Source organism: Corynebacterium sp. ACRQK (assembly GCF_022345965.1).
Classification (GTDB): domain Bacteria; phylum Actinomycetota; class Actinomycetes; order Mycobacteriales; family Mycobacteriaceae; genus Corynebacterium.
Window position 1 is genome coordinate 63,452 of sequence record NZ_JAKRMU010000001.1, and the last position, 22,563, is coordinate 86,014.

A 22,563-nucleotide genomic window follows, 5' to 3' on the forward strand; every position below is an offset into this window, starting at 1 on the left:
ATATTATCGGCTAATTCCTGGACTGCCACAGCTGATAGCAGGTGGCAGCCAGGAACAGCGCACAGACCGCGGCGAAGAAATACGTCAGGCCCGTGCCCTGCCACAGCAGATAGCCGATAAAGAACAACAGCACCACGATGCGCATGATGCGCGAGTACTTGAGCATCTCTGGAGACATTTGACCGAGCCTACTTATCCTGCTCGAGTACGAGCAATAGATCGATGGTGCCTTCGTCGGCGATCGTTGCGGCGACGAACTGCGGAGTCTGGATGTCGAACTCGCTGCGCTTAAACGGAATGTTGCCCTGCAGGATCACGTTCTCGCCGGTGCGCAGAACCTTCAGCTCGGCGGTCACCGGATTCTTCTTGCCGCGCAGCTCGAGGTCGCCGGTTACTTTCACCTTCTCGGTCGTGCCGTCGTCCGGCAGATTGGAGACGTCGGCGGGCTCCGTCAGTGTGAACGTGGCCTTCGGGAACTTATCGGTGTGCAGGATGCTCTTGCGCACGTTGATGTCGCGTTTTTCCACATCACTGCTGATGCTGGCGACGTCGACCGTGATCTTGCCCTCGGTGAGTTTCTTATCCTCAACCGTGACGTCACCCTCAACGTCCTCGGTGCGCCCCGAGGTGGTCTTGGAGCCCGCGGGCAGCTTCTCGTCGAAGGTGTAGCCAGCCTGCGAAGTGTTGTCGCCGGCTCCCCGTACCACGTGCCAGGAGCCGTCCATTCCCACGCTAGCGGGCTCTCCACCTGCGGTAATGTCGGCAGTTCGCAGTCCCCGGTCGCTAAAGTAGTTCGCCACCAGCGGCCCGAAAGCCATCAGCACACCGACAATCATGCCAATTACGGCGAGAGTGATGATTCCCTTACGCATGCCCTATAGCATAGCTCTTCCTACCTGTGTCCCCTAAGTTGCTCGATGCGGCGAGCAAGGTTCTCTAGTTCTGACGCCAACTCCTCCACCACCTCGGAGGACTCCCCTTCCTTTACCGCGGTGCATAGGTCCTCGGCTGCGCAGCGCAGCTCGAAGAGGTCATCGTGGAACCGCTCGGCCGCGCGCGCCGACATGATGACGGAATCCGCGGGAATCGAGGTGCCCGCCAACTGGGCGCGCTGCTCGTAGGCGCGCTGACGGCACGACTGGTTGCAGAACTTGCGGGGCCGGTTCGTCGGGCCGGGTTCAACTACCCTGCCGCACCAGGCGCAGTGCTTGGGTCGACGCATGGAACAATTCTTACCGAGACTTCGTTGATATGATGGATTAGTTCGAACTGATTTAGGAGTGATGAAGAATGGCCGATCGCGTACTGCGCGGAAGTCGCATGGGTGCCGTTTCCTATGAGACGGATCGCGACCACGACCTAGCCCCCCGCCGCATGGTGAAATACCGCACCGAAGCTGGGGAAATCTACGAGGTTCCCTTCGCTGACGATGCGGAGGTTCCGCAGGAGTGGATGTGCAAGAACGGCCAGATGGGCACGCTGGTTGAGGGCGAAGGCCAGGAATCCAAGCCGGTGAAGCCCCCGCGCACTCACTGGGACATGCTGCGCGAGCGCCGCAGCCTCGAGGAGCTCGACGAGCTGCTAGATGAGCGCATCGAACTGCTCCGTAAGCGCCGCCGCACTGCGGTGAAGCTTATGAAGGAGCAGCAGGAAGCAAATCAGAAGTAGCTACGTACGGTGCCGACGCCGATGCGCCAAGACTCCTGAGCCAGGTTCTTCACCTGGTTAAAGCGGTGCGCGGCACCCCACTTCGTCACCTGCAGCAGAGCCTCGGAGACGATGTTGCTGCTCATCTTGGAATCGCCGATCTCCCGCTCAGTGAAGGTGATCGGCACCTCCCGCACGTCGAAGCCGGCCTCGACTGCGCGCCAAGCCAGATCCACCTGGAAAACATAGCCAGCGGAATCCACGGCATCCAGGTCGATCTCCTCCAGCACCTCGCGGCGGTACGCACGGTAGCCGCCGGTAATGTCGGACAGACCCGCGCCCAGCGCCAGAGAGGCGTAAATGTTGCCGCCGCGGGACAGAACCTCTCGGCTGACCGGCCAGTTCACGGTCTTGCCGCCCTTGACGTAACGGGAGCCCAGGACCATCTCCGCGCCCGCGTCGATGCGGTCCAACAGCAGGTATAGCTGCTCGGGAGCGTGGGAGCCGTCGGCATCCATCTCGCAGAGGATTTCGTAGTCCCGCTCCAGGCCCCAGTGGAAGCCAGCGATATAAGCGCCGCCCAGGCCGCCCTTGCCGCCGCGGTGCATAACGTGAATCTTTGAGTTCTCAGCGGCCATCTCGTCGGCCAGCTCCCCGGTGCCGTCCGGGCTGGAATCATCGACGATGAGGACGTCCACGCGCTCGGGCTCGGCCTTCAGCAGTCGACCGATGATCAGAGGAAGGTTTTCCCTCTCGTTGTAGGTCGGGATAATGACCAGTGTTTTATCGCTCAGCTTAGTCATGAAAAGCTTTCTTACCTCTCCTATAAGTAAATGCCACGGACAGCAGACCCAGAATAGCTAGAATCCATTCCACCCATGGGCCGACGCGGGCTGACAGTGTCATTGTATCGCTTAGGGGCAACTCGGCCTCGAGGGCGTCAGAAGTAAAAATGGCGGTGCGCTGCTCCACCGAACCATCGGGCTTGACGATCGCCGAAACACCCGAGGTCGCGGCGACCACCACTGCGCGATCATACTCCTTAGCTCGCATGCGAGACATTGCGAGCTGCTGGTACGTCATGTCTGTAAACCCGAAGGTCGCGTTGTTCGTCGGGCTCGTGAGAATCTGCGCGCCGCCCTGCACAGCCATGCGGAACGCCCCGTCGAAGCTGACCTCGTAGCAGGTCGCCACGCCGACGGGGACGCCGTTCATATGGACCACTCCATTGTCGTCGCCGGGCTGGAAGTTGCCGGCGCGATCGACATGCTCGCTGAACCTGCGCAGGAAATCACGGAAGGGCATGTACTCGCCGAAGGGCTGCAGAAAGCGCTTGACGTGGCTCTCCCCTGGGCCGTCGCTATCCCAGACCATCATCGTATTGTGCTCCGGGCTGACGGTACCGACGAGGATTGGCGCGTCAATGGACCGCTGGGCGCGTTCAATCTGCTGGCGGGCGGCGGGGTCGCTAAAAGGATTGACATCCGAGGAGTTTTCCGGCCAGATGACTATATCCGGGTGTGAATGCAGCTGCTCAGTGCGCCGCACATGGTTATCCAATACGGCGCGGCGCTGCGCATTGAAGTCCAGGCCTAGACGCGGAACGTTGCCCTGTACGGCGACCACATCCACGGTGCGGTCGGCAGGTGTGGCGGGAATCAACAGCGCATAGGCGGCGATTATGGCCACCACGCCAGCCAAGGAATACGCGGGCGAGCGGTGTTTACGGATACTCAAAGCCAGGAGCAGGCCGATCAGCACCACGGCGAAGGTGACAAGTGCGGGGCCGCCGAGACGGATCAGCCAGCTGATCGGGCCGCTGGCCTGGCCCCACGCGATGCGCCCCCATGGAAAGCCGCCAAAGGGAAAGGAAGAGCGCAGCCATTCAGTGGCGACGAACCAGGTCGGAATGCCGATGATCTGGGTGCTAAGGGGGCGCTGGACTAAAAGCTTTAGCCCTGCGCCGAACAGCAGACTGTAGAGGGACTGGACCAGCGCCAAAGCGATCCAGGCGGCCGCGCCGACGAACTCCCCGACCCACGGCAGTAACAAGCCGTAGATGGTGAGGCCTTGCACCCAGGCCATCAGCATGGCGTGGCGGTGGTCGGCGAAGTAGAACAGCAGCGCGAACCCGAGCGGCGCGGCCCACCACAGGCCGGTCGGCTCAAAGGCGGCAAAGACCATCACGCCGCTAAAGACAGCGGCGAGGAGCCTTAGAATCATCCGTTCTCGCCCGCGCGGTGGTCGATGACGTCTCCCCAACCGCCCGAGTTCTGGATGTGGCTAACGCGCGAAAAGGTGGTCACGCCGAAACGCTCCAGGGAACGGCGCGCAGCCTGGCCCAGCATCCTGCGGATCAAGGAACGGGTCGGCGGAATCAGGAAGAAGATGCCGAAGAAGCTCGAGACAATGCCGGGAACGGCCACGCCCACTGCACCCACCATGGACAGCGCCATGTCGGCCGTGAGCTCGCCGGGATGATCATTCTGCTGCAGCGCGCGGACGGTGAGCTCGCGCATCTGCCAGGTGGCCAGGGCGATACCCAGCACAAACAAGCCCAACAGGAGCAGCAGCGCCCAGCCCCAGCCGATCCACACTCCCAGGAGGATGAAGGCGATGATTTCTACGACGAGATACACGGCGGGTAAGAATTGCATGGCTGTAGGGAGACTCCTATAGTATCTGTCTGAAAATTTGTTATGAAAACGCGATCTTTGTAACGAAATCGTGCTTACATAACGATAACGAAAGTGTGGGAAAAATAGTTCCTACACGCGATAGCTTAACTACGTTTTAGGGAGTACTTCGATGCGTCTACGCCGCTCTATCTTCGCTGCAGTTCTGGCCCCCACGGTTGCTCTGGCATCCGTCACCCCGGCAGTGGCAGAAACTGACACCCAGAATTCCAGCACCAGCTCCAGCTCGACGACAGAGGGCTCTAGCTCCAGCTCGAGCGACTCCGACGAGTGGTGGGAGAACCTGAACCCGATCGCCAAGGTTGCGATCGGCATCGCAGCGGCTACCGGCATCTCCGTGGCCTTCGGAATCCTGCGGACGATCTTCTACAACATCTTCCACGTCTAGCGTGGTGCGCGCCGCCACAGCCAACGCGGGACCACCTGCATGACGGCGGCCAGCAGCTTTAGGGAGCGCGGGATCCACACGGATTCCGCGCTTTCGTCGTTGATAGCGCGCACCGTGGCCTCGGCGACCACATCCGGCGTGGTGGACAGAGGCGCCGGATCCATGCCACGGGTCATACGGCCAATCACGAAGCCCGGGCGCACGATCACCAGTCGCACGCCGGTGCCCTGCAGCGCGTCCTGCATGCCCTGGCAGAAGCCGTCCAGGCCGGCCTTCGCCGAGCCGTAGACGTAGTTCGGGCGGCGCACGCGAGCCCCGGCGATGGAGGAATAGGCCACCAGCACTCCCCTGCCGCGATCCTTCATCACCTGGGACAGCTCCGTCAGGAGTACCGCCTGGGCGGTGAAGTCCGTGTGCAACACGCGGTAGACCTCGGAGGAATCGCGCTCCGCGAGCTCCTGGTCTCCCAGCACGCCGAACATCGCCAGCGCTACGTCCAGCGGGCCGGTGGCCTCGATCTCCGCAATGAGGTCGGCGTGGGAATCCACGTCGGTGGCGTCAAAAAAGAAGGAATCAACCTGCGTGGCACCAAGGCGGTACAGCTCATCGGCCAGGTCCGTGGTTCGGCGGGCGGCAAGCACCAGGTGGTTGCCAGGGGCGAGCAGGCGGGCGATCTCGCCGCCGATTTCGCTGGTCGCACCGAAGATCGCAATTTTCTTAGCCATCGAGGGCCACAACTCCTCGTCTCATTGCGGCGACCGCCTTGCGGGAGGCCGCCTTCACTTCATTGGAATAGCCAGTCAGCTTGATCTGATCCAGCAGGTCGATAACGCGGCGGCACCAGCGCACGAAATCGCCGGGGGTCAGGGTAGCGCCGCTGGCCTCGGCTGCGCGCAGGCAGTACTCCAGCGGAGCGCCGGCGGTCCACTGATGCACCGCGGTGGCAAAGCCCAGCTCCGGCTCGCGCGTCACAGTCAGGCGGTGGCGCTGCTCGTCGGTGGAAAGTTCCTGGTAGATGCGCCACGTCTGGCTGATCGCCTCGGCCAGCGGCTCGGTGGGCACCCCATCGTCCTTGGCACCGGAATCGCGACGGTTCTCGAACACGCAGGTGCTGGCCACTGCCGCCAGCTCCGCCGGGTCGAGCTCGTCCCAGATCCCGCGGCGCAGGCACTGGGCGACCAGCAGATCGGACTCGTGGTGGATCTTGGACAGCCGCTCGCCCTCCATTGTGATGCGGGCGGTGTTGTCCTCGAGCTCCACGTAGTCCAGCTCCGCCAGCAGCGCAAGAATTCGGTTGAACTGGGCGGACAGGGAATCGGATTCCTGCGGCTGCTCCTTCTGTTCGAACTCCAGGCGGCGGGCTGCCTTCAGGTACTGCTCGGCGGCGCGGCAAAGTTCCTCGCGGCCTTCCCAGGCGTGCACCGGGTGGGCGTGCACCTGCTCGCGCAGCTCAACAGCGCGCAGCGAGCGGCGGCGCGCCCGGGGCCGGAGCTTCTTGGGCTTATCCAGCTGCAGACGGCGCAGGTTGGCGGCCACTCCCCTGGCCTGCCGCTTCGGGTTGCGTGCCACGCCTTTGTGCAGGCGCATGTGGCCGATGTGCACCGGGGTGTTGCCGAACATGTCCGGGTTGATGCGCTCCACCCAACCGTCGTCAGTGATGATCGTCGGCCGACCGCGGTGGTCGGCACGCGCAATAACGGCGGTGGTGGGGTTCTTGCCGGTAGGCAGCGCGATCACGTCGCCGGGCTGCAGGGACTGCAGCAGTGCCGTGGTTTCCGTCGAGGCCTCGTCGATGACCATGCGTTTGGCGCGGCGCTCCTCCTGTGAAAGCTCGCGGCGCAGCTGGCCATACTCGGTGACCAGCTGGAAGTCCTCGTTGAGGCTGTTCGACGGGCGGCGCACCTCGCGGATTGTGGCCTTGAGCTGCTTTTCCTGCTGGGCCAGCTCACGGCGGCGCTTTTCAATCTGCTCGGCGCTTTCCACCACCGCGCCATTGGTCTGGTACTGCGCAAAGGAACGCAGCAGCAGCCGGTGGGCCTCGTCCAGCCCCATCGTGCCGATGAGGTTCACGGCCATGTTGTAGCCGGGACGGAAGGTGGAATCCAGCGGATAGGTTCTTGTTGACGCCAAGTCTGCAACCCCATAAGGGTCCAGCCCCTGGCTCCACAGCACCACCGCGTTACCCTTCGTGTCTATGCCACGGCGGCCAGCGCGGCCGGTGAGCTGCGTGTATTGGCCTGGGGTGAGGTCGGCGTGCGTCTCGCCGTTGAACTTCACCAGCTTCTCCAGCACCACCGAGCGGGCAGGCATGTTGATGCCCAGCGCCAGAGTCTCCGTGGCGAAGCAAACCTTCAGCAGTCCGCGGGCGAACAGATCCTCCACGATGTGGCGGAAGGCCGGCAGCATGCCGGCGTGGTGAGCGGCGAAACCGCGCGACAGGGCGCGCCGCCATTGGCGGAAGCCCAGGACGTTCAGGTCTTCCTCCGTCAGATCGGAAACGCCTGCGTCGATCGTGCGCAGGATCTCCTCCCTTTCCGACGGAGACGAGTAGTCCACGCGATCGATCAGCAGGGCGCGGACGGCGGCGTCACAACCAACGCGCGAGAAGATAAAGTAAATCGCAGGCAACATACCCGCGGTGGCCATGTGCTGTACCACGTCGCTGCGTTTCGGCCCGCGGCGCTTGTCGGTTTCCTCGGCCTTCGCCGCAGCGGCGACGACCTTGCGGTTGATGGCGCCGAGGTGCTGCTCCGAGCCTTCGAAAAGGGGCAGGACCTGGCGGCCGACCATCATGAACTGGGTCAGCGGCACCGGCCGCTTCTCGGTGACGATGATTTCGGTATCGCCACGGACAGCGGACAGCCAGCCGCCGAACTCCTCGACGTTGGAGACGGTGGCCGACAGGGACACGAGGATTACGCGGGGGTCCAGGTTGAGAATGGCCTCCTCCCAGACCGGACCGCGGGAACGGTCGGCCAGGAAGTGCACCTCGTCCATGACGACGTGCGTGAGGCTTTCCAGCCGCTCGGAGTCGGCGTAGATCATGTTGCGCAAGACCTCGGTGGTCATCACAACGATGGGCGCGTCGCCGTTGATGGTGACGTCGCCGGTGAGCAGGCCCACGTTGGCCTCGCCGTAGCGCTCCACCAGGTCGTGGAACTTCTGGTTGCTCAATGCCTTGATAGGCGTGGTGTAAAAGCAGGTGCCGTCACCGTGGAAGGCGGCGAACACAGCGAACTCGCCGACGATGGTCTTGCCCGCGCCAGTCGGGGCGGCGACGAGCACCCCCTTGCCCCGGTCGATGGCTTCGGCCGCTTGAACCTGGAAGTCGTCCAGCGGGAAGTCGTACTGGGCGCAGAAGCGCTCTACCTGAGGGCTAGAGAATGTCATCGAAATCGCTGCGGGTGAAGTCTTGAGCCTTGGGATCCTGGCGCTTCGGCGAGTCAATTGGGCGGGCCGCGCTGGTGGACTGCGGCGCCGGGGTTGCCGTCACCGGGGCAATGGGTGCCGGGGTGGCGATGCCGGTGGTCTCGTCATCATCCACCTCGAGCCAGTCCGCCTCGTTCTTTTTGCGGCGCTTGTCGTTCAGGCGGGCGATCTGAGTAGCGATTTCCATCATCGCGCACAGCGAGATCGCCAGGATCACCATCGAAATCGGGTCCTGACCCGGGGTGACGAACGCAGCGAAGAGGAACAGGAAAGCCCAGATGAAACGGCGCTTTTCCTTCAGCTGCTGGTACGTGACGACGTGCGCCAAGTTCAGCAGCACGGTAATGAGCGGCACCTCGAAGCTCACACCGAATATTAGCAGCAGCGCCATGGCGAAGCTGAAGTATTTCTCGCCGTTCAGGGCAGCGATCTGCGCCTCGTCGCCGATGGTCAGCAGGAACTCCAGACCGAAGGCGAGTACGAAGTAGGCCAGCACCGCGCCGACGGTAAACAGCAGGCCGGCGGACATGCCTACGCCCAAAGTCCAGCGCTTCTCGTTCTTGTGCAGCCCCGGGGTGATATACGCCCAGATCTGGCCCAACCAAATGGGCGAGGAAAAGACCATGCCTGCTAGGGCGCCGACTTTCAGGCGCAGCATGAACATCTCGAACGGGCTGGTCGCCAGCAGGCGGCACTCCCCCGCCTCGGAACCGAAGCGGGCTTCCGGCGGCAGGTTGCAGTACGGCCCGCGCAGTACCTCGCCCAGCGAAGGGATCGGACCGACTTCGACGTTGTACCAGATGTAGCCGATAATCGTGCCGATGAAGATGGCAACCAGGGAAATGAATACGCGCTTGCGCAGCTCATTGATGTGCTCGACGATGGTCATCGAACCATCGGCAGGCTTCTTTAGCTTCTTAGCCACTTAACTTTTAAGCGTTGTGCTCGTTCGGCTGCTCGGACTTGGGCTGAGCCAGGTCTTGGGCCTGCTGCTGCTCGGCGGTCGGAGCCTGCTTCTCGGTCAGCTCCTTGTTGTCCTTGTCGGTCTTCATCTCGTCCATCTCGGACTTGAAGATACGCATCGAACGGCCCAGGGAACGTGCAGCGCTGGGCAGGCGGGTCGCTCCGAACAGCAGGAAAATGACCAGAGCGATGATTAGTAGTTCAGGAACGCCAAGGTTCGGCATTATCTACGAGCTTTCTGTCGTTGGGGATCGGTCTTACTATCCTAGCCCGCGAGCCTCGTAGGCATCGAGGCCACGCCGCGCTAGGGCTTTTAAGTTCTCGGCTAATGGTAGCGGTTCTACCTTGCGAATACCGGGTGAAAACCCTAGCAGGAACCGTAAAAACCATTCACCGGTGTCGGGCACGTCGACGACCAGCCGGGTTTCGTCCTCGACTACCCACATGGGGAAGTACTCCAACATCCACCGCAGCGACTCGTCTAACTCCAGGCGTGCCCATTTGTCGCTGAGGCCGAAACCGAAGGGATCCTCTGGGTCGATCTCGGGTACCTGTTGGGCACTGGCCGAACCCTCCTCCCTCAGGTCAAGCCCGTCGATGCGCGCAAGCGCAAAGGTTTTTGTGGTGACGCCACGTTCCCGCGCCCACAGGTAATACTCGCCGTCCACGAGAGCCACATGGTCGGGGTCTACCGTGCGGGTATTGAAGCTATCGCTGGATATCGACTGGTAGTTGAACGTGACCTGGCGGCGGGATTGGATGGCCTCCGAGAGCTGACGGCGCAGCTGCACATAGGCGGGGGTTGAGGGCGCCGTTTCGGGGGTGAAGGAATCCGTGTACTCGCGCCGGGAGCGCAAGAGAGCCTGAATCTTCGCGCTGGCGGAGTCGATGTCCGCCTGTGCCTCCGCCGGCGCGGTGGAGCGCAGTGCCTGCAAGTTCAGCAGCAGCACACCGGCCTCCATCGCGGTCAGGGCCAGCGGGCGATCCAGACCCGCGGAAAACTCCACTGAGGCGTGCATGCGATCCACGGTGACCTCCACCGGCATGTCGAGGATGCTGGCGGGCACGCGGCACTGGGAAACCTGACCGAGCTCGTGGGCGATCTGCGCGGTGGATAGGTCCAGCGCTCGAGAGGCCGCCATCAGGCTGCTGTCCGGGTGGGACCGGAACCAGGCGAGGACGGACAGGGTACGGAGGAACTGTTCGGCATTGGAACGAGGGGGCGTCATGAAGCAGCCTCCTTTAAAACGGCAACAACATCGGCGACGACATCCGGCGGCGAGGTAACCACCACATGGGGTGCGTAGGCAGCGGCGGTGCGGACAAACCAGTCGCGCTCCACCGGGCCGATCTGGCCATGATCGTCGGCCAGGCGCCGCAGCTCCCAGGCGCCAGGTTCGGGGAATTCCACGGTGGCGGTGACCATCTGGCGGCTGCTCAAAAGCCCCTGCTGGATCAGCTGCTGTGGAGTGCCTTCTGGGCGTGGGTGCTGGGCGAATTCGGGGAGGGCGGTGACGGAATCGATGCGCGCCAGGCGGAATGTGCGCTGGGCCTCGCGGTCCGGGTCGAAGCCGGTGACGTAGACCAGGCCGTCCTTGGCGCCGTAGGCCCAGGGTTCCAGGCGACGCAGCTGGGGAGTGTCGACCAGCGAAGGATAGTAGTTGAAGCTTAAGATCAGGCCGTTGTCGAGGGCGCGGAAAATCGCGTCGAGGGAATCGCCATCCAGGGCGGTATGGTCCGGGACGCTGGGGACAGCCACCTCGCCGGTGGACACGCGGTGCTGCATGCCCGCGGCGGCCAGTTTGGTGTATGCGGAGCGGGCGGCGTGCTGCATCTCCCCCGACTGGGCCCACCGGCTGGCGGCGGCGAGGACAGTGGCCTCGCCGTCGGTGAACTCGATATCCTGCAGGAAGGTTTGGGCGGGGTCGAGGAACAGCATGTCTTCGCCTGTGATGTGCACGCCCAGCTCGGCGAGGTCCTGGCGGTCGCGGCTCAGCTGTTTGCGGGCGGAGCCATCCTTGGCGTGCTGATAGCCCTCGACGTTGGCGAGCACCCATTCGATAGAGCGCGGGGTGTCGGAGTTCAGCAGTGCGATCACCAGGTTAAACAGGCGCGTGGCACCCGAAATCCAGTGAGTCTCGACGGGGCGATTGCGGTTCATCGGGCTTCCAGGGACTCGATGATGCGGTCAACGTCCTCGCTAGTGTTAGCGAAGGGGTCGGCCAGCAGGGCCTCGGCACCGTTCTCGCCGTTGACCTTCACGCGCATCCAATCCACCGTGTAGGAAAGTTCCGGGCGGGCGCGGACCGCAGCGATGAAGCGGCCGCGTACCGCCGCGCGGGTTGTTGGCGGGGCTTGGCGGACGGCCTGCTCGATCGTCTCCGAAGCCAACAACGTGCGCGCCAGGCCGCGGCGGGCCAGCACGTTAAACAGGCCGCGGGTGGGGTGAATGTCGTGATACATCAGGTCGAGCTGCGCCAGGCGCGGGTCGATGGGATCCAGGCCGCGGGCGGCGGCCATGCGGTCCAGCAGCGACTTCTTGATGACCCAGTCGATTTCCGTGGAGACCGGTGAAAAGTCGCCCGTGTCGAAGCAGTCCAGCACGCGGCCCCACAGGTCCACCACGGGGGTTAGCTCTGCGTTGGGAGTGCCCCGCTCCGGGTCTTCACGCGAGGCGAGGTAGGCGCAGGCGGCGTCATAGAAAGCGCGCTGGATCTCCAGCGGCGTGGCAGTCGACCCGCTGCGCAGCGCAATGTCCACCTGGCCGGTGAAGTCGCGGGAGATCTCGCGGATAGAGCGGATCTCGTTGGCCATCTCGAAGTCCGGGAGGGCCACGCCGGCCTCGATCATCTCCAGCACCAGCAGCGTGGAGCCAACCTTCAGAGCCGTGGTGACCTCCGACATGTTCGAATCGCCGACGATGACGTGCAGGCGGCGGTACTTAGAGGAATCGGCGTGCGGCTCGTCGCGGGTGTTGATGATGGGGCGTGAGCGGGTCGTCGCGCTGGACACTCCCTCCCAGACGTGGTCGGCGCGCTGGCTCATGGTGTAGCCCGGGCCGAAGTTCTCGTTCGGCGCGCCGGGATAAGGGATCGCGAGCTTGCCCGCGCCACAGATCAGCTGGCGGGTAACCAGGAAAGGCAGCAACTGCTTGCTGAGGCCCTTCAGAGGAATATCACGGCTGACCAGGTAGTTCTCGTGGCAGCCATAAGAGTTGCCCAGGGAGTCCGTGTTGTTCTTCAGCAGATAGACCTTGCCACCGACGGCCTGCTCGGCGCGGTCGGCCAACTCGTGAAACATCAGGTCGCCAGAGCGGTCGTAGGCGATCAGCTGGTGCAGACTATCGCACTCCGCGGTGGCGAACTCCGGGTGCGCGCCGACGTCCAGGTACAGGCGCGAGGCATTCTCGGTGTAGATGTTCGAGCTGCGGTGCTTTTCCACCACGGGGGCGAAGAGCGTGCGGGCAATCTCGTCGGGGCCGAGACGCCGGGAGGAATCCTGCATGTTGGCGATTCCATACTCCGTCTCCAGGCCCATAATGCGGCGGCGGATGGCGGTCACTGGCCGCCCTTTTGTACGTAGGAGCGAACGAACTCCTCCGCGTTGTTCTCCAGCAGTCCGTCGATCTCGTCCAGCAGATCGTCGGTTCCGGTGACGTTCACCTGCTGGGTGCCCGCGCCGGAGGTCTGCTCGATTGCTTCGTCGTCGTCGCGCCGACCGCCGCCGGCGCTGACCTGTCCGCCCTGTGCCATGATTAGTCTTCCTTTCTGCCAATCCCGGAGATCTTGTCCGGGTTGATTTCCTTCAAGCCTGCCACGAGCTCGCCGATGCCGGGGCGCGGTTGCGCTTCCAGCACCGCGCGTAGCTCCAACTGGTTGAACCCGCGGGGGTCGTCCATAGTGATCTGCACCGCGCCGTCCGGGGTGTCCACGATGACGCTATCCCAGTTTGCCGAGAGGATGTCGGCGGAGTAGTTCGCCACCAGGTGCCCGCGCAGCCACGCGCGCGTGGCCTCCGGCGGGGTGTCCATCGCGGCCTCGATCTCCACCGGGTCCAGCAGGGTTTGCATCCGGCCCTTCCGCACCAGGGCGTGGTAGAGCCCGCGGCGCGGGTCGATGTCCGAATACTGCAGGTCCACCAGGGCCAGGCGGGGGTCGGTCCACTCCAGGCCGCGCGCCCTGTAGGCGTTCATCAGCTGCAGTTTGGCCGTCCAGTCCAGCCGGTCGGCGGTGGACAGCGGATCGGACTCTAGATCGTCGAGGAGCTTGCCCCACAGCTCATAGACCTCCAGGTCGTCGCCGCGCAGCTCCATGATTTCCCCCACGCGCTTGCGGATCTCCCGCTGCGTCTCGATGGCCGTGCGTTCTGCCTGTCCGTAGAAGCGCAGGCGGTAGGTGCAGTCCAGATCTCGGGAGACGCGCTGGACGTCAGCCACCGGCTCTAGCAGCCGTAGGTCGCCGAAGTACGCACCCTGGGCCACTGCCGCCAGCACCAGTGCGGTGGTGCCGAACTTCAGGTAGTTGGAGAACTCGCTTAGGTTCGCATCCCCGATGATCACGTGCAGGCGACGCCACTTGTCGGCCTCCGCGTGCGGCTCGTCGCGGGTGTTCACGATGCCGCGGTTAAGCGTGGTCTCTAGCGAGACCTCCGTCTCGATGTAGTCGGCGCGCTGGCTGATCTGGAAGCCCGGCTGCTCCCCCTGTTGCCCCAGCCCGATGCGGCCGGCGCCGCAGTAAACCTGCCGGGTGACGAAGTGCGGGATCAGTGCCGCCTGCACGTCCTCGACGTCCAGGTCGCGCGGGTACAGGTAGTTCTCGTGCGAGCCGTAGCTGGCGCCTTTGCCATCCACATTGTTCTTGTAAATCTTCAGCTCCGGCTCGGCGGCCTCGGCGGCGCGGTGCATGATGATGTCCCCGGCCTTGTCCCACACCACCGCGTCGCGGGCGGTTGTGGTCTCCGGGGAGGAATACTCCGGGTGCGCGTGATCCACGTAGAAACGCGCGCCGTTGGCGGTAATGACGTTCGCCGCGCCGAGCGCGTTCGGATCCAGCACCGGGGCGGAACCACGACGGTAACGGCGCAGATCGAAGCCGCGGATGTCGCGCAGGGGGGATTCGTTCTCGTAGTCCCAGCGGGTGCGACGGTTCACCCCCTGGCCGCTGTGCTCGGCATAAGCCACAACGGCCTGGGTGGAGGTGTGAATAGGGCTGGCCGACGGGTCATCCACGGCGACGATGCCGTACTCCGTCTCCGAGCCAATGATGTGCGGACCAAACAAACTTGTATCCTCCCTAGACCTTGTGCACGTCGATGTCCACGACGCGCTTCGTGCCATGGCCATAGATGCGCGCCCACTCCGCGGGGTTGGTGGTATCTGGCAGATCTTCGGAATCCCCCACCTCGGCCAGAACGGCCGCGTTTACGTGCTCCGGGCGCAGGCCGTCTGTGCCGTTATGCAGCGCGTCCTTGATAGTTAGGGTCTTCGCTCGGTCTACGATGTTCGCAAGCATCGCGCCGGAAACGAAGTCTGCCCAGTACAGGTCCTCGCGACTGCCGTCGGCGTAGTGGAGCGTGACATAGCGGTGCGCCTCGTCGCGGGTAAACAGCTCGTCGACGATGCTCTGCCGCAGGGCCGCCGCTGCTGCGTCGTTGGAACCGGCGGCGGCGGAGAAGTTGGCGTCAATAGGTAGAGAAGCATCGAGGTGCTTCGACAGGATGGCAGCCGCACCGTCGGCATCGGGGCGGGCGATGCGGATCTTCACGTCCAGGCGGCCGGGGCGCAGGATGGCCGGGTCGATGAGCTCCTCGCGGTTCGAGGCGCCGATGATGATGACGTTGCCCGCGGCCTCCACGCCGTCGAGCTCGGCGAGCAGCTGCGGGACGACGGTGGACTCCATGTCGGAGCTCACACCCGTGCCGCGGGTGCGGAACAGCGCTTCCATCTCGTCGAAGAATACGATGACGGGGCGGCCGGAGCTGGCCAGGCGGCGGGCCTGCTCGAAGATCGCGCGGATCTGGCGTTCGGTTTCGCCCACGAACTTGTTCAGCAGTTCGGGGCCCTTGATGTTCAGGAAGTACGGGGAATCCGACTGCGCCAGAGAGTTCGCCACGGCCTTCGCAATCAGGGTCTTACCGTTGCCAGGTGGGCCGTAGAGCAGCACACCCTTCGGCGGGCGCAGGCCGTAGCGGGTGTAGATCTCGGGGTGCAGGAAAGGCAGCTCGACCGCGTCGCGGATCTGCGTGATCTGCTGGCCCAGGCCGCCGATGTCGTCGTAAGTGACGTCCGGGACGTCCTCCAGGATCAGGTTGTTCGTCTCCGCGCGGGGAACGGCCTCGAAGGCCCAGCCGGACTTGCGGTCCACGATCACGGAATCCCCGGTAACCACATCGCCTGCCAGGTCGCCGGCGGCCTTGACCACGTACTCCTCGCCCACCTTGTCGGCGATGATCAGCCGGTCGCCGGTAACCTCCACGACCTGTGCGATGCCGCCGAAGTCCGGCTGGCCGGTGACTTCCACGACCTGCTGGCCCTCCCCCAGGCGCACCATCGCGCCGGGCACTAGCTGGTGCTGTGGGACGTGTGGCGAGACCATCAGGCGCATCCGGCGGCCGGCGGTGAAGACTTCGGCGGTGAAGTCCCGGTTGGCCTGCAGCAGCGTGCCGTAGGTGCTTGGTGGTTCGGCCAGCGCTTCCAGCCGACCGTTGATCTCCTCCAGCTTCGTGCGGCTGGCCTGCAGCAGCTCCACAAGCTTCGCGTTGCGCGCACCGAGTTGTCGGTTAGCGATCTGCAACTCGCGCAGAGTCTGTGGCCCTTCCGCTGATGTGTTCTCGGTCATACTGACCAGTCTACTAACGGCGCGCGCGGCGTTGCGGTCGAGGTGCGGTGACGCCATCAGCCAGCCTGCGTGCCAGGATCAGAAATGCCGTGTGCGCGTTCATCCGGTGCTCGGGGCGGGTGGCCAGGCCATCGACCTTCCACTCACGAACTAGGGATTCCCAGGCCTTCGGTTCGGTGAAGCCGCCCGTCTCGCGGATGCCCTCCATGACCTTCATCAGCTGCGGGACAGTGGCGACGTAGGTCATGAACACCCCGCCGGGGATCAGCACGTCCTTGACGGTGTCCAGCATCTCCCAGGGTTCCAGCATGTCCAACAGCACGCGGTCGACGTCGCCGACATCCTCCTTGGTGACGGTCTTCAGGTCGCCCAAGCGCAGATCCCAGTTGTCCGGATGGCCGTCGAAGTAGTTCTCCACGTTTTCCTTGGCGTAGGCCAGGTGATCCTCGCGGATCTCGTAGCTGATGACCTTGCCCTTTGGCCCTACGGCTCGCAGCAACCAGGTGCTCATGGCGCCGGAACCCGCGCCGGCCTCCAGCACCGTGGCACCAGGGAAGATGTCGCCTTCCACGAGGATCTGGGCGGCGTCCTTCGGGTAGATCACCGCCGCGCCGCGGGGCATGGAAAGCACGTGGTCGACCAGCAGGTGGCGGAAGCACAGGTATTCGGCGGCTCCGGACGACTTGACCACGGTGCCCTCGTGCTGGCCGATTATGTCGTCGTGGCGGATTTCGCCCTTGTGGGTGAAGAAACTCTCGCCCTTGGCCAGGGTGATGGTGAAGTGGCGGCGCTTGGCGTCTGTGAGCTGCACGCGGTCGCCTTCGGTGAAACGGCCGGAATATGCCATGTGGTCTTCCTTCCTGCTTTAAGAGATCCGGTTCATTTTACTAGGGTGGAGCGGGTGACTACGAAACTAGCTCTCTCCCCTTCCCGCGCCAACGACTACAAGCAATGCCCGCTGCTTTACCGTTTTCGGGCCATTGACAAGTTGGAAGAGCCAAGCACGATTGCCCAGGTGAAGGGCACGCTGGTTCACGCGGTGCTGGAAAATCTGCACCAGCTGCCACGCGGCGGTCGCACCTACCCGGCGGCGGTGAAGATGATCCGCCCAGAGTGGGAGAAAATGCGGGCCAAGGATCCAGAACTTTCCGAGTTGGTGCCTGAACAGTCCACCGTGGAGTTCTGGGAGGAGTGCCGCGCGCTGGTGAAGGGCTACTTCCAGATGGAGAATCCGGATGGTTTTGACGCCCACGAGTGCGAGCAATTCGTGAATCTAACGCTGCCCAACGATGTGCCGGTGCGCGGATTCATCGACCGGGTGGACATCGCGGAGACCGGCCAGGTGCGTGTGGTGGACTACAAGACGGGCAAGAAACCCGCGCCCCGCTTTGCGGACTCAGCCCGCTTCCAGATGATGTTCTACGCCCTGGTGTGGTGGCGCATGACGGGCGAACTGCCCACCCAGCTGCGGCTGATGTACTTAAAGGTCAGCGACGACATGGTGCTAAGCCCCACCGCCACCGAGCTGGCTGCCTTCGAGCGCGAGCTGGGCGAGCTGTGGGCACGCATCCTGGCGGATGTGCGCAGCGGCAACTTCCAGCCGCGCACGACCAAGTTGTGCGGGTGGTGCCACTTCCAGGACCTCTGCCCTGCCTTCGGTGGCACCCCGCCGGACTATCCCTTGGAGGTTTCCTCCTCGTAGTCCGTGTACAGCTTGCCCTGGAACGTCGGGTTCAGCAGATTCTCCGGGCTCAAAACCTCGTCGAGAGTTTTCTCGTCCAACAGGCCCTTTTCCAGAACCAGGTCACGCACGGACTTGCCGGTGCGAGCGGCCTCCTTGCCCACTAGGTCGCCATTGTGGTGACCGATCAGCGGGTTCAGGTAGGTGATGATGCCGATGGAGTTCTCCACGTAGCGGCGGCATACGTCGGCGTTGGCTGTGATGTCCACTACGCACAGGGCCCGCAGCGTGGTGCAGGCACGGGCAAGGAAACGAACGGACTCGAACACGCATTGGGCGATGACCGGCTCCATGACGTTGAGCTGCAGCTGGCCAGCCTCGGCAGCCATGGACACCGTCTGGTCGTTGCCGAAAACCTTGAAGCAGATCTGGTTCACAACCTCGGGGATGACCGGGTTCACCTTGGCCGGCATGATCGACGAGCCGGCCTGGCGCTCCGGCAGATTGATCTCGTTCAAGCCGGCGCGCGGGCCGGAAGACAGTAGGCGCAGGTCGTTACAGATCTTCGACAGCTTCATGGCTACGCGCTTCACGGCGGCGTGGGCATTAACGTACGCGCCGGTATCGCTGGTGGCCTCGATAAGGTCGCGAGCCGGTTCGATCTTCAGGCCGCTGACCTCGCTGAGCGCGCGGATAACGGCGTTCTGGTAGCCGGGTGGGGTGTTGACGCCCGTACCGATGGCGGTGGCGCCGAGGTTCATCTCGCGCAGCTGTGCCTGGGAACGTTCGAGCTGCAGTCGCTCCTCGGCGATGTTGTAGCCGAAGGCGCGGAACTCCTGGCCCAGGGACATTGGCACGGCGTCCTGGAGCTGGGTGCGCCCCATCTTCAGGATGTTGCGGAACTCGTGCCCTTTGGCCAGAAACGCGCGCTCGAGGGCATCAAGGTGCTTAATCAGCTGGTCGATTGCGAAGTGCAGACCCAGGCGGAAGCCGGTGGGGTAAGCGTCGTTAGTGGACTGGGACATGTTGACATCATCGTTGGGGTTGATGACGTCGTAGGAACCCTTGGGGTGCCCCAGGTATTCCAGCGCGAGGTTTGCGATGACCTCGTTGGTGTTCATATTCACACTGGTGCCCGCGCCGCCCTGGAACACGTCGATCGGGAACTGATCCATGCAGCGGTGCTCTTCCAGCACCTGGTCACAGGCCCAGATGATTGCTTCCGCTTTCTCATCCGGTAGGGCAAAAATCTCGTTGTTGGCGATCGCGGTGGCCTTCTTGACCATCACCATGCCACGGATGAACTCTGGGATTTGGTTGATGGTGGTACGCGAAATCTGGAAGTTATCTACCGCGCGAAGGGTGTGCACGCCGTAGTAGGCGTGATCCGGAACCTCCATGGTTCCCAGCAGGTCCTCTTCGGTGCGGAAGTTCTTTGCAGCACGCGCCAGCTGGGAGTGTGTTTCAGCCGACGTGATGATGTCAGTGGAGCTCACGACTGTATCGCCGTGAACCTCCGCCGCTGCCTTCGACGGAATTGGTTTATCGGTCACGATTCGTCCTCTGGTTGGGGAACAACTTTCTGTTCCCCCACCCTAACGAAAATGAACCTAGATGCGCGCGATCCTTATGTCGGTGGCCAGAATTGCCTCCGCACCCAGTGCCGAAAGCTCGTCCATCAGGGAGTTGGCCTGGGTCTTTGGCACCATCGCGCGGACAGCCACCCAGCTGTCGTTGGCCAGCGGAGAGACGGTCGGGGCGGACAGGCCTGGCGTGATGGCGGCGACCTTGTCCAGGTTCTCGCGGGCCACGTTGTAGTCCAGCATCACGTAGTTGTGGGCGTGCAGGATGCCCTGGATGCGCTTGATAAGCACCTGCTGCTCCCCGGTGACCTTCGCTCCCTTGCGGCCAACGATCACGGCCTCGGAGACGCACAGTGGGTCGCCGAAAGGCTTTAGCCCCTGCTGGCGCAGCGTCCGGCCAGTGGAGACCACGTCGGCGATGACGTCGGCCACGCCCAGGCGAATGGAAATCTCCACCGCGCCGTCCAGGCGAATCACTTGTGCCTCCAGGCCCCGGTTGGCGAGGTCCTTGCGCACCAAGTTCGGGTAGCTGGTGGCGATGCGTTTGCCGGCGAGCTGCTCTACCGTCCAGTCCTCGTCCTTCGGCGCGGCATAGCGGAAGGTGGAAGCGCCGAAGCCCAGGGGTAGCAGCTCATCGACCTCCTCGCGCGTGTCCGCAGCCAGGTCGCGGCCGGTGATGCCGATGTCCAGGTGGCCAGAGGCGATGTAGATCGCGATGTCCTTGGGGCGCAGGAAGTAGAACTCCACCCCGTTGTCCTCGTCGGCGATAGTCAGAGACTTCGAATCGCCGCGGGTGGCGTAGCCGGCCTCCTTCAGAATCGAGGTGGCCGTCTCGGACAGGGATCCCTTGTTGGGGACTGCGACGCGCAGCATGATCGTGGTGGCTGCCTTTCTCGGGTTTGCTTTCTGGGGGTTTAAAGGTACTTGTAAACGTCAGCGGGGGTCAGGCCACGGCCAACCATCACGACCTGCAGCCAGTACAGAAGCTGGGAGATCTCCTCGGCCAGTTCCTCGTCCGACTCGTACTCCGCGGCCAGCCACACCTCGCCGGCCTCTTCGACGATTTTCTTGCCCTGGAAATGCACCCCGGCATCCAGAGCCTTGACCGTGCCGGAGCCCTCGGGGCGCTCCTTGGCGCGGGAAGACAGCTCGGCGAAAAGGGAATCGAAGGTCTTGAGTTCTTGTTCGTTCACATCTTCCATTGTGGCAGATCGCACACTGGCAGTGGTGGTGTGCCCCAGCTCTGCGTGAATCTGGCGCAGATCCTCCAACGCGAAGCCGCTTAAGCTCTGGGCTCCCCCGCGCAGCTCAGCCAGGGTGCGCACCCCCTGCGGGATCGCGGTTTCCGGGTCGGTGGGGGCGCCCAGCACGCGGCAGCCCGCGTCGCGGGCGGCGGTCATGCCCGTAGTGGAATCCTCCACCACCAGGCACTCGTCGGGGGCGAAACCAAAGCGCGCGGCGGCGGTGGCGTAGATATCCGGGGCGGGCTTGCCATTGGGCACCTCGTCGCCGCACAGGGTGAAGTCGAAGAACTCGCGGCCAATGGAGTTCAGCGAAACCTCCGTCAGGGCGCGGTTCGTGTTTGTCACCAGCGCCATCGGGAACCCAGCGGCCTTGGCTTCGCTAAGAATCTCCCTGATACCGGGGCGGAATTCCAGCTGCCCCGCAAGGAGCTCCTCGACGCGCGTGTACATGAAGTTAAGCCAGTCGGCCTTGGCGGCGTCATCAAGCGCCAACCCCGCATGAGCCGCGCAGATCTCGACGGTGGTGGGGGTGGTCGCGCCGACCGTCTTCTCGCGTACTTCCGCGGTCAGCGGGCGACCCATCTTCTCGCCCATCTCGAAGGTCGCGATGCCCCACAGCGGTTCGGTGTCGACCAGGGTGCCGTCCATGTCCCAAAGTATTGCTTTCATGATGACGTTCAGTTTAGGTCAATTGCGCTTCCCACTGGCGCCCCTGTGCCATAGTTAGTGACGTAGCACACACCCCAGGACTAAGGAGCGCGATGAGCGAGCAGTCGGCATACTTCATCCCCGGCAAGATCACGGAGGAAGAAGGCCAGATCTACCGCAACTACCACCCCACCCAGCACACGGAAAGCCCCTGGGGGCCGGGTTTCCAACACGGCTCCCCGCCCGCCGCACTGGTAGCCACGGTGTTGGAAGACGGTGCGCGAGACGCCGGGCTGTCCCTGGAAGAAGGCCGTTTTAGCCGCATGACCGTCGAGATCCTGGGGGCCGTTCCGCTCAGCGAACTGCGCACCCACGCGCGGGTGGTGCGCCCCGGCAAGCGCATCAGCTTCCTGGAGGCGATCGTCACCGACGAAACTGGCCGCGAGTTCATCCGGGGCTCCGGCTGGTGGATCCGCCGCGGGGATACAAAGGAGATCGAGCGCACCGTCGGCGAGCCCATGCCTGGGCCCTCCGGCGCCGGGGACGGCAGCGACTTCCTCGAACGCTGGGCCAGTGGCTATATCAACTCCATCGAGGCCCGCCGTGCCGACCTGGACGAGCGCCACTTGGACGTCGACGAATCCCGCAACCCCGCGATCTACTGGTCGCGAACCGACCTGCCCGCCGTCGAGGGTAAGGAAGATTCCACGTGGGTGCGCCTGATGAAAACGGTGGACATCGCCAACGGCCTGAATAATCTGCTGGATACGGATAAGTGGACGTACATGAACGTCGATACCACTGTCTACCTGCACCACGAGATGCGCGGCGAGTGGCTAGGCCTATCTGCCGAGGCCAACTACGGCAACGATGGCATCGGTACCACCGTCACGCGAATCTATGACGAGCAGGGTCTGATCGGCACTTGTAACCAGGGGATTATGCTGGCCCCGCGCTAGGCCTCGCAGACGGCCTCGGCCTGGGTAGCCACGAACATATCGTCGGCATCCAGGTCCACGGCCAGCTTCTCCACCAGGGCGAGCAGGTCTTTGATTTCCTCGTCCTCCAGCAGCGCGTCGTCGTGGCGGGCGGAGAGCTCCTTGAGTTTTTCGATGTGCTGGTTGATCACGGCGGTGATCGCGAGGGTGGTTGCGGTCGGCTGCTCGTCGGCGCTCTCCTCGGTGTTCTGCAGGTGCAGAGAGGCGGCTACCTTCCTCAGCTCTGCTTCGTTGCTGGAGGCCACGGACTGCGCAGCCTGCAGCATGCCGTCGACGATGGCCTGTGCGTCGTCCACCGCGGACTCCGGGTACGGGGCTTCCCAAAACTCGCGATCCTCGTCGCGCAGGTAGCTGCCTGTCGCCATTTGGCGCAGGTTGTCGAGGAACTCTTCGCGGGCGGATGTGGTGGCTGTGCTCAGCTGTGTGGTACTCATAAGAGACAGTTTGCCC

The 22,563-nt window shown here is 63.6% G+C and carries 25 protein-coding genes; 4 read left to right on the forward strand and 21 right to left on the reverse strand.

Going from position 1 to position 22,563, the window contains the following annotated elements; translation table 11 throughout:
* Positions 1-10: 10 nt before the first annotated feature.
* From MHX63_RS00300 to MHX63_RS00310, 3 genes are read right to left on the reverse strand one after another with little or no spacing between them, the layout of a single operon-like run.
* The gene (locus tag MHX63_RS00300) at positions 11-178 is read right to left on the reverse strand and encodes a hypothetical protein (protein WP_239386625.1); all 168 of its coding nucleotides are present in this window, start codon (positions 176-178) and stop codon (positions 11-13) included.
* A 10-nt stretch (positions 179-188) separates the two neighbouring features.
* Positions 189-872 carry a YceI family protein gene (locus tag MHX63_RS00305; RefSeq protein WP_239386627.1) on the reverse strand — a complete coding sequence of 228 codons (684 nt, stop codon included), beginning with the start codon at positions 870-872 and terminating at the stop codon, positions 189-191.
* Between the two features lie 20 nt (positions 873-892).
* Positions 893-1,222: a hypothetical protein gene (locus MHX63_RS00310; RefSeq protein ID WP_239386628.1), complete on the reverse strand. Its 330-nt coding sequence runs from the start codon at positions 1,220-1,222 to the stop codon at positions 893-895.
* Positions 1,223-1,290: 68 nt separating this feature from the next.
* Between MHX63_RS00310 and MHX63_RS00315 the strand changes: the two genes are divergently transcribed.
* Positions 1,291-1,668 (forward strand): RNA polymerase-binding protein RbpA, encoded by a 378-nt coding sequence (locus tag MHX63_RS00315; protein ID WP_011273522.1) that lies wholly within the window; start codon positions 1,291-1,293, stop codon positions 1,666-1,668.
* Here the strand turns inward: MHX63_RS00315 and MHX63_RS00320 are convergent.
* Genes MHX63_RS00320 through MHX63_RS00330 form a run of 3 tightly spaced genes read right to left on the reverse strand, consistent with a single transcriptional unit; the run spans position 1,659 to position 4,304 of the window.
* Complete coding sequence (locus MHX63_RS00320) at positions 1,659-2,450, reverse strand: polyprenol monophosphomannose synthase (protein ID WP_239386629.1); 792 nt, start codon at positions 2,448-2,450, stop codon at positions 1,659-1,661. The two genes, MHX63_RS00315 and MHX63_RS00320, sit on opposite strands and share 10 nt — an antisense overlap.
* The gene (gene lnt, locus MHX63_RS00325) at positions 2,443-3,870 is read right to left on the reverse strand and encodes an apolipoprotein N-acyltransferase (protein ID WP_239386630.1); all 1,428 of its coding nucleotides are present in this window, start codon (positions 3,868-3,870) and stop codon (positions 2,443-2,445) included. Before lnt ends, MHX63_RS00320 begins: the two co-directional genes overlap by 8 nt.
* On the reverse strand, positions 3,867-4,304 hold the full coding sequence (locus MHX63_RS00330; RefSeq protein WP_239386631.1) for an FxsA family protein: 438 nt from the start codon (positions 4,302-4,304) through the stop codon (positions 3,867-3,869). The genes lnt and MHX63_RS00330 overlap by 4 nt, the downstream gene beginning before the upstream one ends.
* Before the next feature lie 151 nt (positions 4,305-4,455).
* Between MHX63_RS00330 and MHX63_RS00335 the strand changes: the two genes are divergently transcribed.
* Complete coding sequence (locus MHX63_RS00335; RefSeq protein ID WP_239386633.1) at positions 4,456-4,731, forward strand: hypothetical protein; 276 nt, start codon at positions 4,456-4,458, stop codon at positions 4,729-4,731.
* Here MHX63_RS00335 and MHX63_RS00340 read toward each other — a convergent pair.
* From MHX63_RS00340 to MHX63_RS00390, 11 genes are read right to left on the reverse strand one after another with little or no spacing between them, the layout of a single operon-like run.
* Positions 4,728-5,456, reverse strand: coding sequence for an SDR family NAD(P)-dependent oxidoreductase (locus MHX63_RS00340; protein WP_239386635.1), 729 nt, complete (start codon positions 5,454-5,456; stop codon positions 4,728-4,730). The genes MHX63_RS00335 and MHX63_RS00340 overlap by 4 nt on opposite strands.
* Positions 5,449-8,121, reverse strand: a complete 2,673-nt coding sequence (locus MHX63_RS00345) for an RNA helicase (protein ID WP_239386637.1) — start codon at positions 8,119-8,121, stop codon at positions 5,449-5,451. Before MHX63_RS00345 ends, MHX63_RS00340 begins: the two co-directional genes overlap by 8 nt.
* Positions 8,108-9,085 (reverse strand): twin-arginine translocase subunit TatC, encoded by a 978-nt coding sequence (gene tatC / locus MHX63_RS00350; RefSeq protein ID WP_239386639.1) that lies wholly within the window; start codon positions 9,083-9,085, stop codon positions 8,108-8,110. Before tatC ends, MHX63_RS00345 begins: the two co-directional genes overlap by 14 nt.
* Positions 9,086-9,092: 7 nt before the next feature.
* Entirely contained in the window at positions 9,093-9,347 is a 255-nt protein-coding gene (gene tatA / locus MHX63_RS00355) for a Sec-independent protein translocase subunit TatA (protein ID WP_239386641.1), read from the reverse strand.
* 36 nt (positions 9,348-9,383) lie between these two features.
* Positions 9,384-10,352: a WYL domain-containing protein gene (locus MHX63_RS00360; protein ID WP_239386643.1), complete on the reverse strand. Its 969-nt coding sequence runs from the start codon at positions 10,350-10,352 to the stop codon at positions 9,384-9,386.
* A complete protein-coding gene (locus MHX63_RS00365; RefSeq protein ID WP_239386645.1) occupies positions 10,349-11,284 on the reverse strand; it encodes a YafY family protein in 936 nt (311 codons plus the stop codon). Before MHX63_RS00365 ends, MHX63_RS00360 begins: the two co-directional genes overlap by 4 nt.
* Positions 11,281-12,684 carry a Pup--protein ligase gene (gene pafA, locus MHX63_RS00370; protein ID WP_239386647.1) on the reverse strand — a complete coding sequence of 468 codons (1,404 nt, stop codon included), beginning with the start codon at positions 12,682-12,684 and terminating at the stop codon, positions 11,281-11,283. The genes MHX63_RS00365 and pafA overlap by 4 nt, the downstream gene beginning before the upstream one ends.
* On the reverse strand, positions 12,681-12,875 hold the full coding sequence (locus tag MHX63_RS00375) for a ubiquitin-like protein Pup (RefSeq protein ID WP_034987587.1): 195 nt from the start codon (positions 12,873-12,875) through the stop codon (positions 12,681-12,683). The genes pafA and MHX63_RS00375 overlap by 4 nt, the downstream gene beginning before the upstream one ends.
* 2 nt (positions 12,876-12,877) lie before the next feature.
* The gene (gene dop / locus MHX63_RS00380; RefSeq protein ID WP_239386649.1) at positions 12,878-14,401 is read right to left on the reverse strand and encodes a depupylase/deamidase Dop; all 1,524 of its coding nucleotides are present in this window, start codon (positions 14,399-14,401) and stop codon (positions 12,878-12,880) included.
* A gap of 13 nt (positions 14,402-14,414) precedes the next feature.
* Complete coding sequence (arc, locus tag MHX63_RS00385; RefSeq protein ID WP_239386651.1) at positions 14,415-15,959, reverse strand: proteasome ATPase; 1,545 nt, start codon at positions 15,957-15,959, stop codon at positions 14,415-14,417.
* Between the two features lie 13 nt (positions 15,960-15,972).
* A complete protein-coding gene (locus MHX63_RS00390) occupies positions 15,973-16,806 on the reverse strand; it encodes a tRNA (adenine-N1)-methyltransferase (protein WP_239386652.1) in 834 nt (277 codons plus the stop codon).
* Positions 16,807-16,851: 45 nt separating this feature from the next.
* Here MHX63_RS00390 and MHX63_RS00395 point away from each other — a divergent pair, with 45 nt between their 5' ends.
* The gene (locus MHX63_RS00395) at positions 16,852-17,661 is read left to right on the forward strand and encodes a RecB family exonuclease (RefSeq protein WP_370643938.1); all 810 of its coding nucleotides are present in this window, start codon (positions 16,852-16,854) and stop codon (positions 17,659-17,661) included.
* Here MHX63_RS00395 and aspA read toward each other — a convergent pair.
* The 3 genes from aspA to MHX63_RS00410 are packed head-to-tail and all read right to left on the reverse strand — an operon-like array spanning position 17,634 to position 21,136.
* Positions 17,634-19,193 carry an aspartate ammonia-lyase gene (gene aspA, locus MHX63_RS00400; RefSeq protein ID WP_370643939.1) on the reverse strand — a complete coding sequence of 520 codons (1,560 nt, stop codon included), beginning with the start codon at positions 19,191-19,193 and terminating at the stop codon, positions 17,634-17,636. The genes MHX63_RS00395 and aspA overlap by 28 nt on opposite strands.
* Positions 19,194-19,250: 57 nt before the next feature.
* Positions 19,251-20,096, reverse strand: coding sequence for an ATP phosphoribosyltransferase (gene hisG / locus MHX63_RS00405; RefSeq protein ID WP_239386656.1), 846 nt, complete (start codon positions 20,094-20,096; stop codon positions 19,251-19,253).
* Between the two features lie 41 nt (positions 20,097-20,137).
* A complete protein-coding gene (locus MHX63_RS00410) occupies positions 20,138-21,136 on the reverse strand; it encodes a phosphoribosyl-ATP diphosphatase (RefSeq protein ID WP_239386658.1) in 999 nt (332 codons plus the stop codon).
* 92 nt (positions 21,137-21,228) lie between these two features.
* Between MHX63_RS00410 and MHX63_RS00415 the strand changes: the two genes are divergently transcribed.
* On the forward strand, positions 21,229-22,074 hold the full coding sequence (locus MHX63_RS00415; RefSeq protein ID WP_239386660.1) for a thioesterase family protein: 846 nt from the start codon (positions 21,229-21,231) through the stop codon (positions 22,072-22,074).
* Here the strand turns inward: MHX63_RS00415 and MHX63_RS00420 are convergent.
* A complete protein-coding gene (locus MHX63_RS00420; protein ID WP_239386662.1) occupies positions 22,071-22,547 on the reverse strand; it encodes a hypothetical protein in 477 nt (158 codons plus the stop codon). The two genes, MHX63_RS00415 and MHX63_RS00420, sit on opposite strands and share 4 nt — an antisense overlap.
* Positions 22,548-22,563: the final 16 nt, after the last annotated feature.

What these genes read in the sequence shown, in the direction of transcription:
- MHX63_RS00300 (WP_239386625.1), bottom strand. Translation starts at nt 178, where the DNA reads ATGTCTCCAGAGATGCTCAAGTACTCGCGCATCATGCGCATCGTGGTG.
- MHX63_RS00305 (WP_239386627.1), bottom strand. Translation starts at nt 872, where the DNA reads ATGCGTAAGGGAATCATCACTCTCGCCGTAATTGGCATGATTGTCGGT.
- MHX63_RS00310 (WP_239386628.1), bottom strand. Translation starts at nt 1,222, where the DNA reads ATGCGTCGACCCAAGCACTGCGCCTGGTGCGGCAGGGTAGTTGAACCC.
- MHX63_RS00315 (WP_011273522.1), top strand. Translation starts at nt 1,291, where the DNA reads ATGGCCGATCGCGTACTGCGCGGAAGTCGCATGGGTGCCGTTTCCTAT.
- MHX63_RS00320 (WP_239386629.1), bottom strand. Translation starts at nt 2,450, where the DNA reads ATGACTAAGCTGAGCGATAAAACACTGGTCATTATCCCGACCTACAAC.
- lnt (WP_239386630.1), bottom strand. Translation starts at nt 3,870, where the DNA reads ATGATTCTAAGGCTCCTCGCCGCTGTCTTTAGCGGCGTGATGGTCTTT.
- MHX63_RS00330 (WP_239386631.1), bottom strand. Translation starts at nt 4,304, where the DNA reads ATGCAATTCTTACCCGCCGTGTATCTCGTCGTAGAAATCATCGCCTTC.
- MHX63_RS00335 (WP_239386633.1), top strand. Translation starts at nt 4,456, where the DNA reads ATGCGTCTACGCCGCTCTATCTTCGCTGCAGTTCTGGCCCCCACGGTT.
- MHX63_RS00340 (WP_239386635.1), bottom strand. Translation starts at nt 5,456, where the DNA reads ATGGCTAAGAAAATTGCGATCTTCGGTGCGACCAGCGAAATCGGCGGC.
- MHX63_RS00345 (WP_239386637.1), bottom strand. Translation starts at nt 8,121, where the DNA reads ATGACATTCTCTAGCCCTCAGGTAGAGCGCTTCTGCGCCCAGTACGAC.
- tatA (WP_239386641.1), bottom strand. Translation starts at nt 9,347, where the DNA reads ATGCCGAACCTTGGCGTTCCTGAACTACTAATCATCGCTCTGGTCATT.
- MHX63_RS00360 (WP_239386643.1), bottom strand. Translation starts at nt 10,352, where the DNA reads ATGACGCCCCCTCGTTCCAATGCCGAACAGTTCCTCCGTACCCTGTCC.
- MHX63_RS00365 (WP_239386645.1), bottom strand. Translation starts at nt 11,284, where the DNA reads ATGAACCGCAATCGCCCCGTCGAGACTCACTGGATTTCGGGTGCCACG.
- MHX63_RS00375 (WP_034987587.1), bottom strand. Translation starts at nt 12,875, where the DNA reads ATGGCACAGGGCGGACAGGTCAGCGCCGGCGGCGGTCGGCGCGACGAC.
- arc (WP_239386651.1), bottom strand. Translation starts at nt 15,959, where the DNA reads ATGACCGAGAACACATCAGCGGAAGGGCCACAGACTCTGCGCGAGTTG.
- MHX63_RS00390 (WP_239386652.1), bottom strand. Translation starts at nt 16,806, where the DNA reads ATGGCATATTCCGGCCGTTTCACCGAAGGCGACCGCGTGCAGCTCACA.
- hisG (WP_239386656.1), bottom strand. Translation starts at nt 20,096, where the DNA reads ATGCTGCGCGTCGCAGTCCCCAACAAGGGATCCCTGTCCGAGACGGCC.
- MHX63_RS00410 (WP_239386658.1), bottom strand. Translation starts at nt 21,136, where the DNA reads ATGAAAGCAATACTTTGGGACATGGACGGCACCCTGGTCGACACCGAA.
- MHX63_RS00415 (WP_239386660.1), top strand. Translation starts at nt 21,229, where the DNA reads ATGAGCGAGCAGTCGGCATACTTCATCCCCGGCAAGATCACGGAGGAA.
- MHX63_RS00420 (WP_239386662.1), bottom strand. Translation starts at nt 22,547, where the DNA reads ATGAGTACCACACAGCTGAGCACAGCCACCACATCCGCCCGCGAAGAG.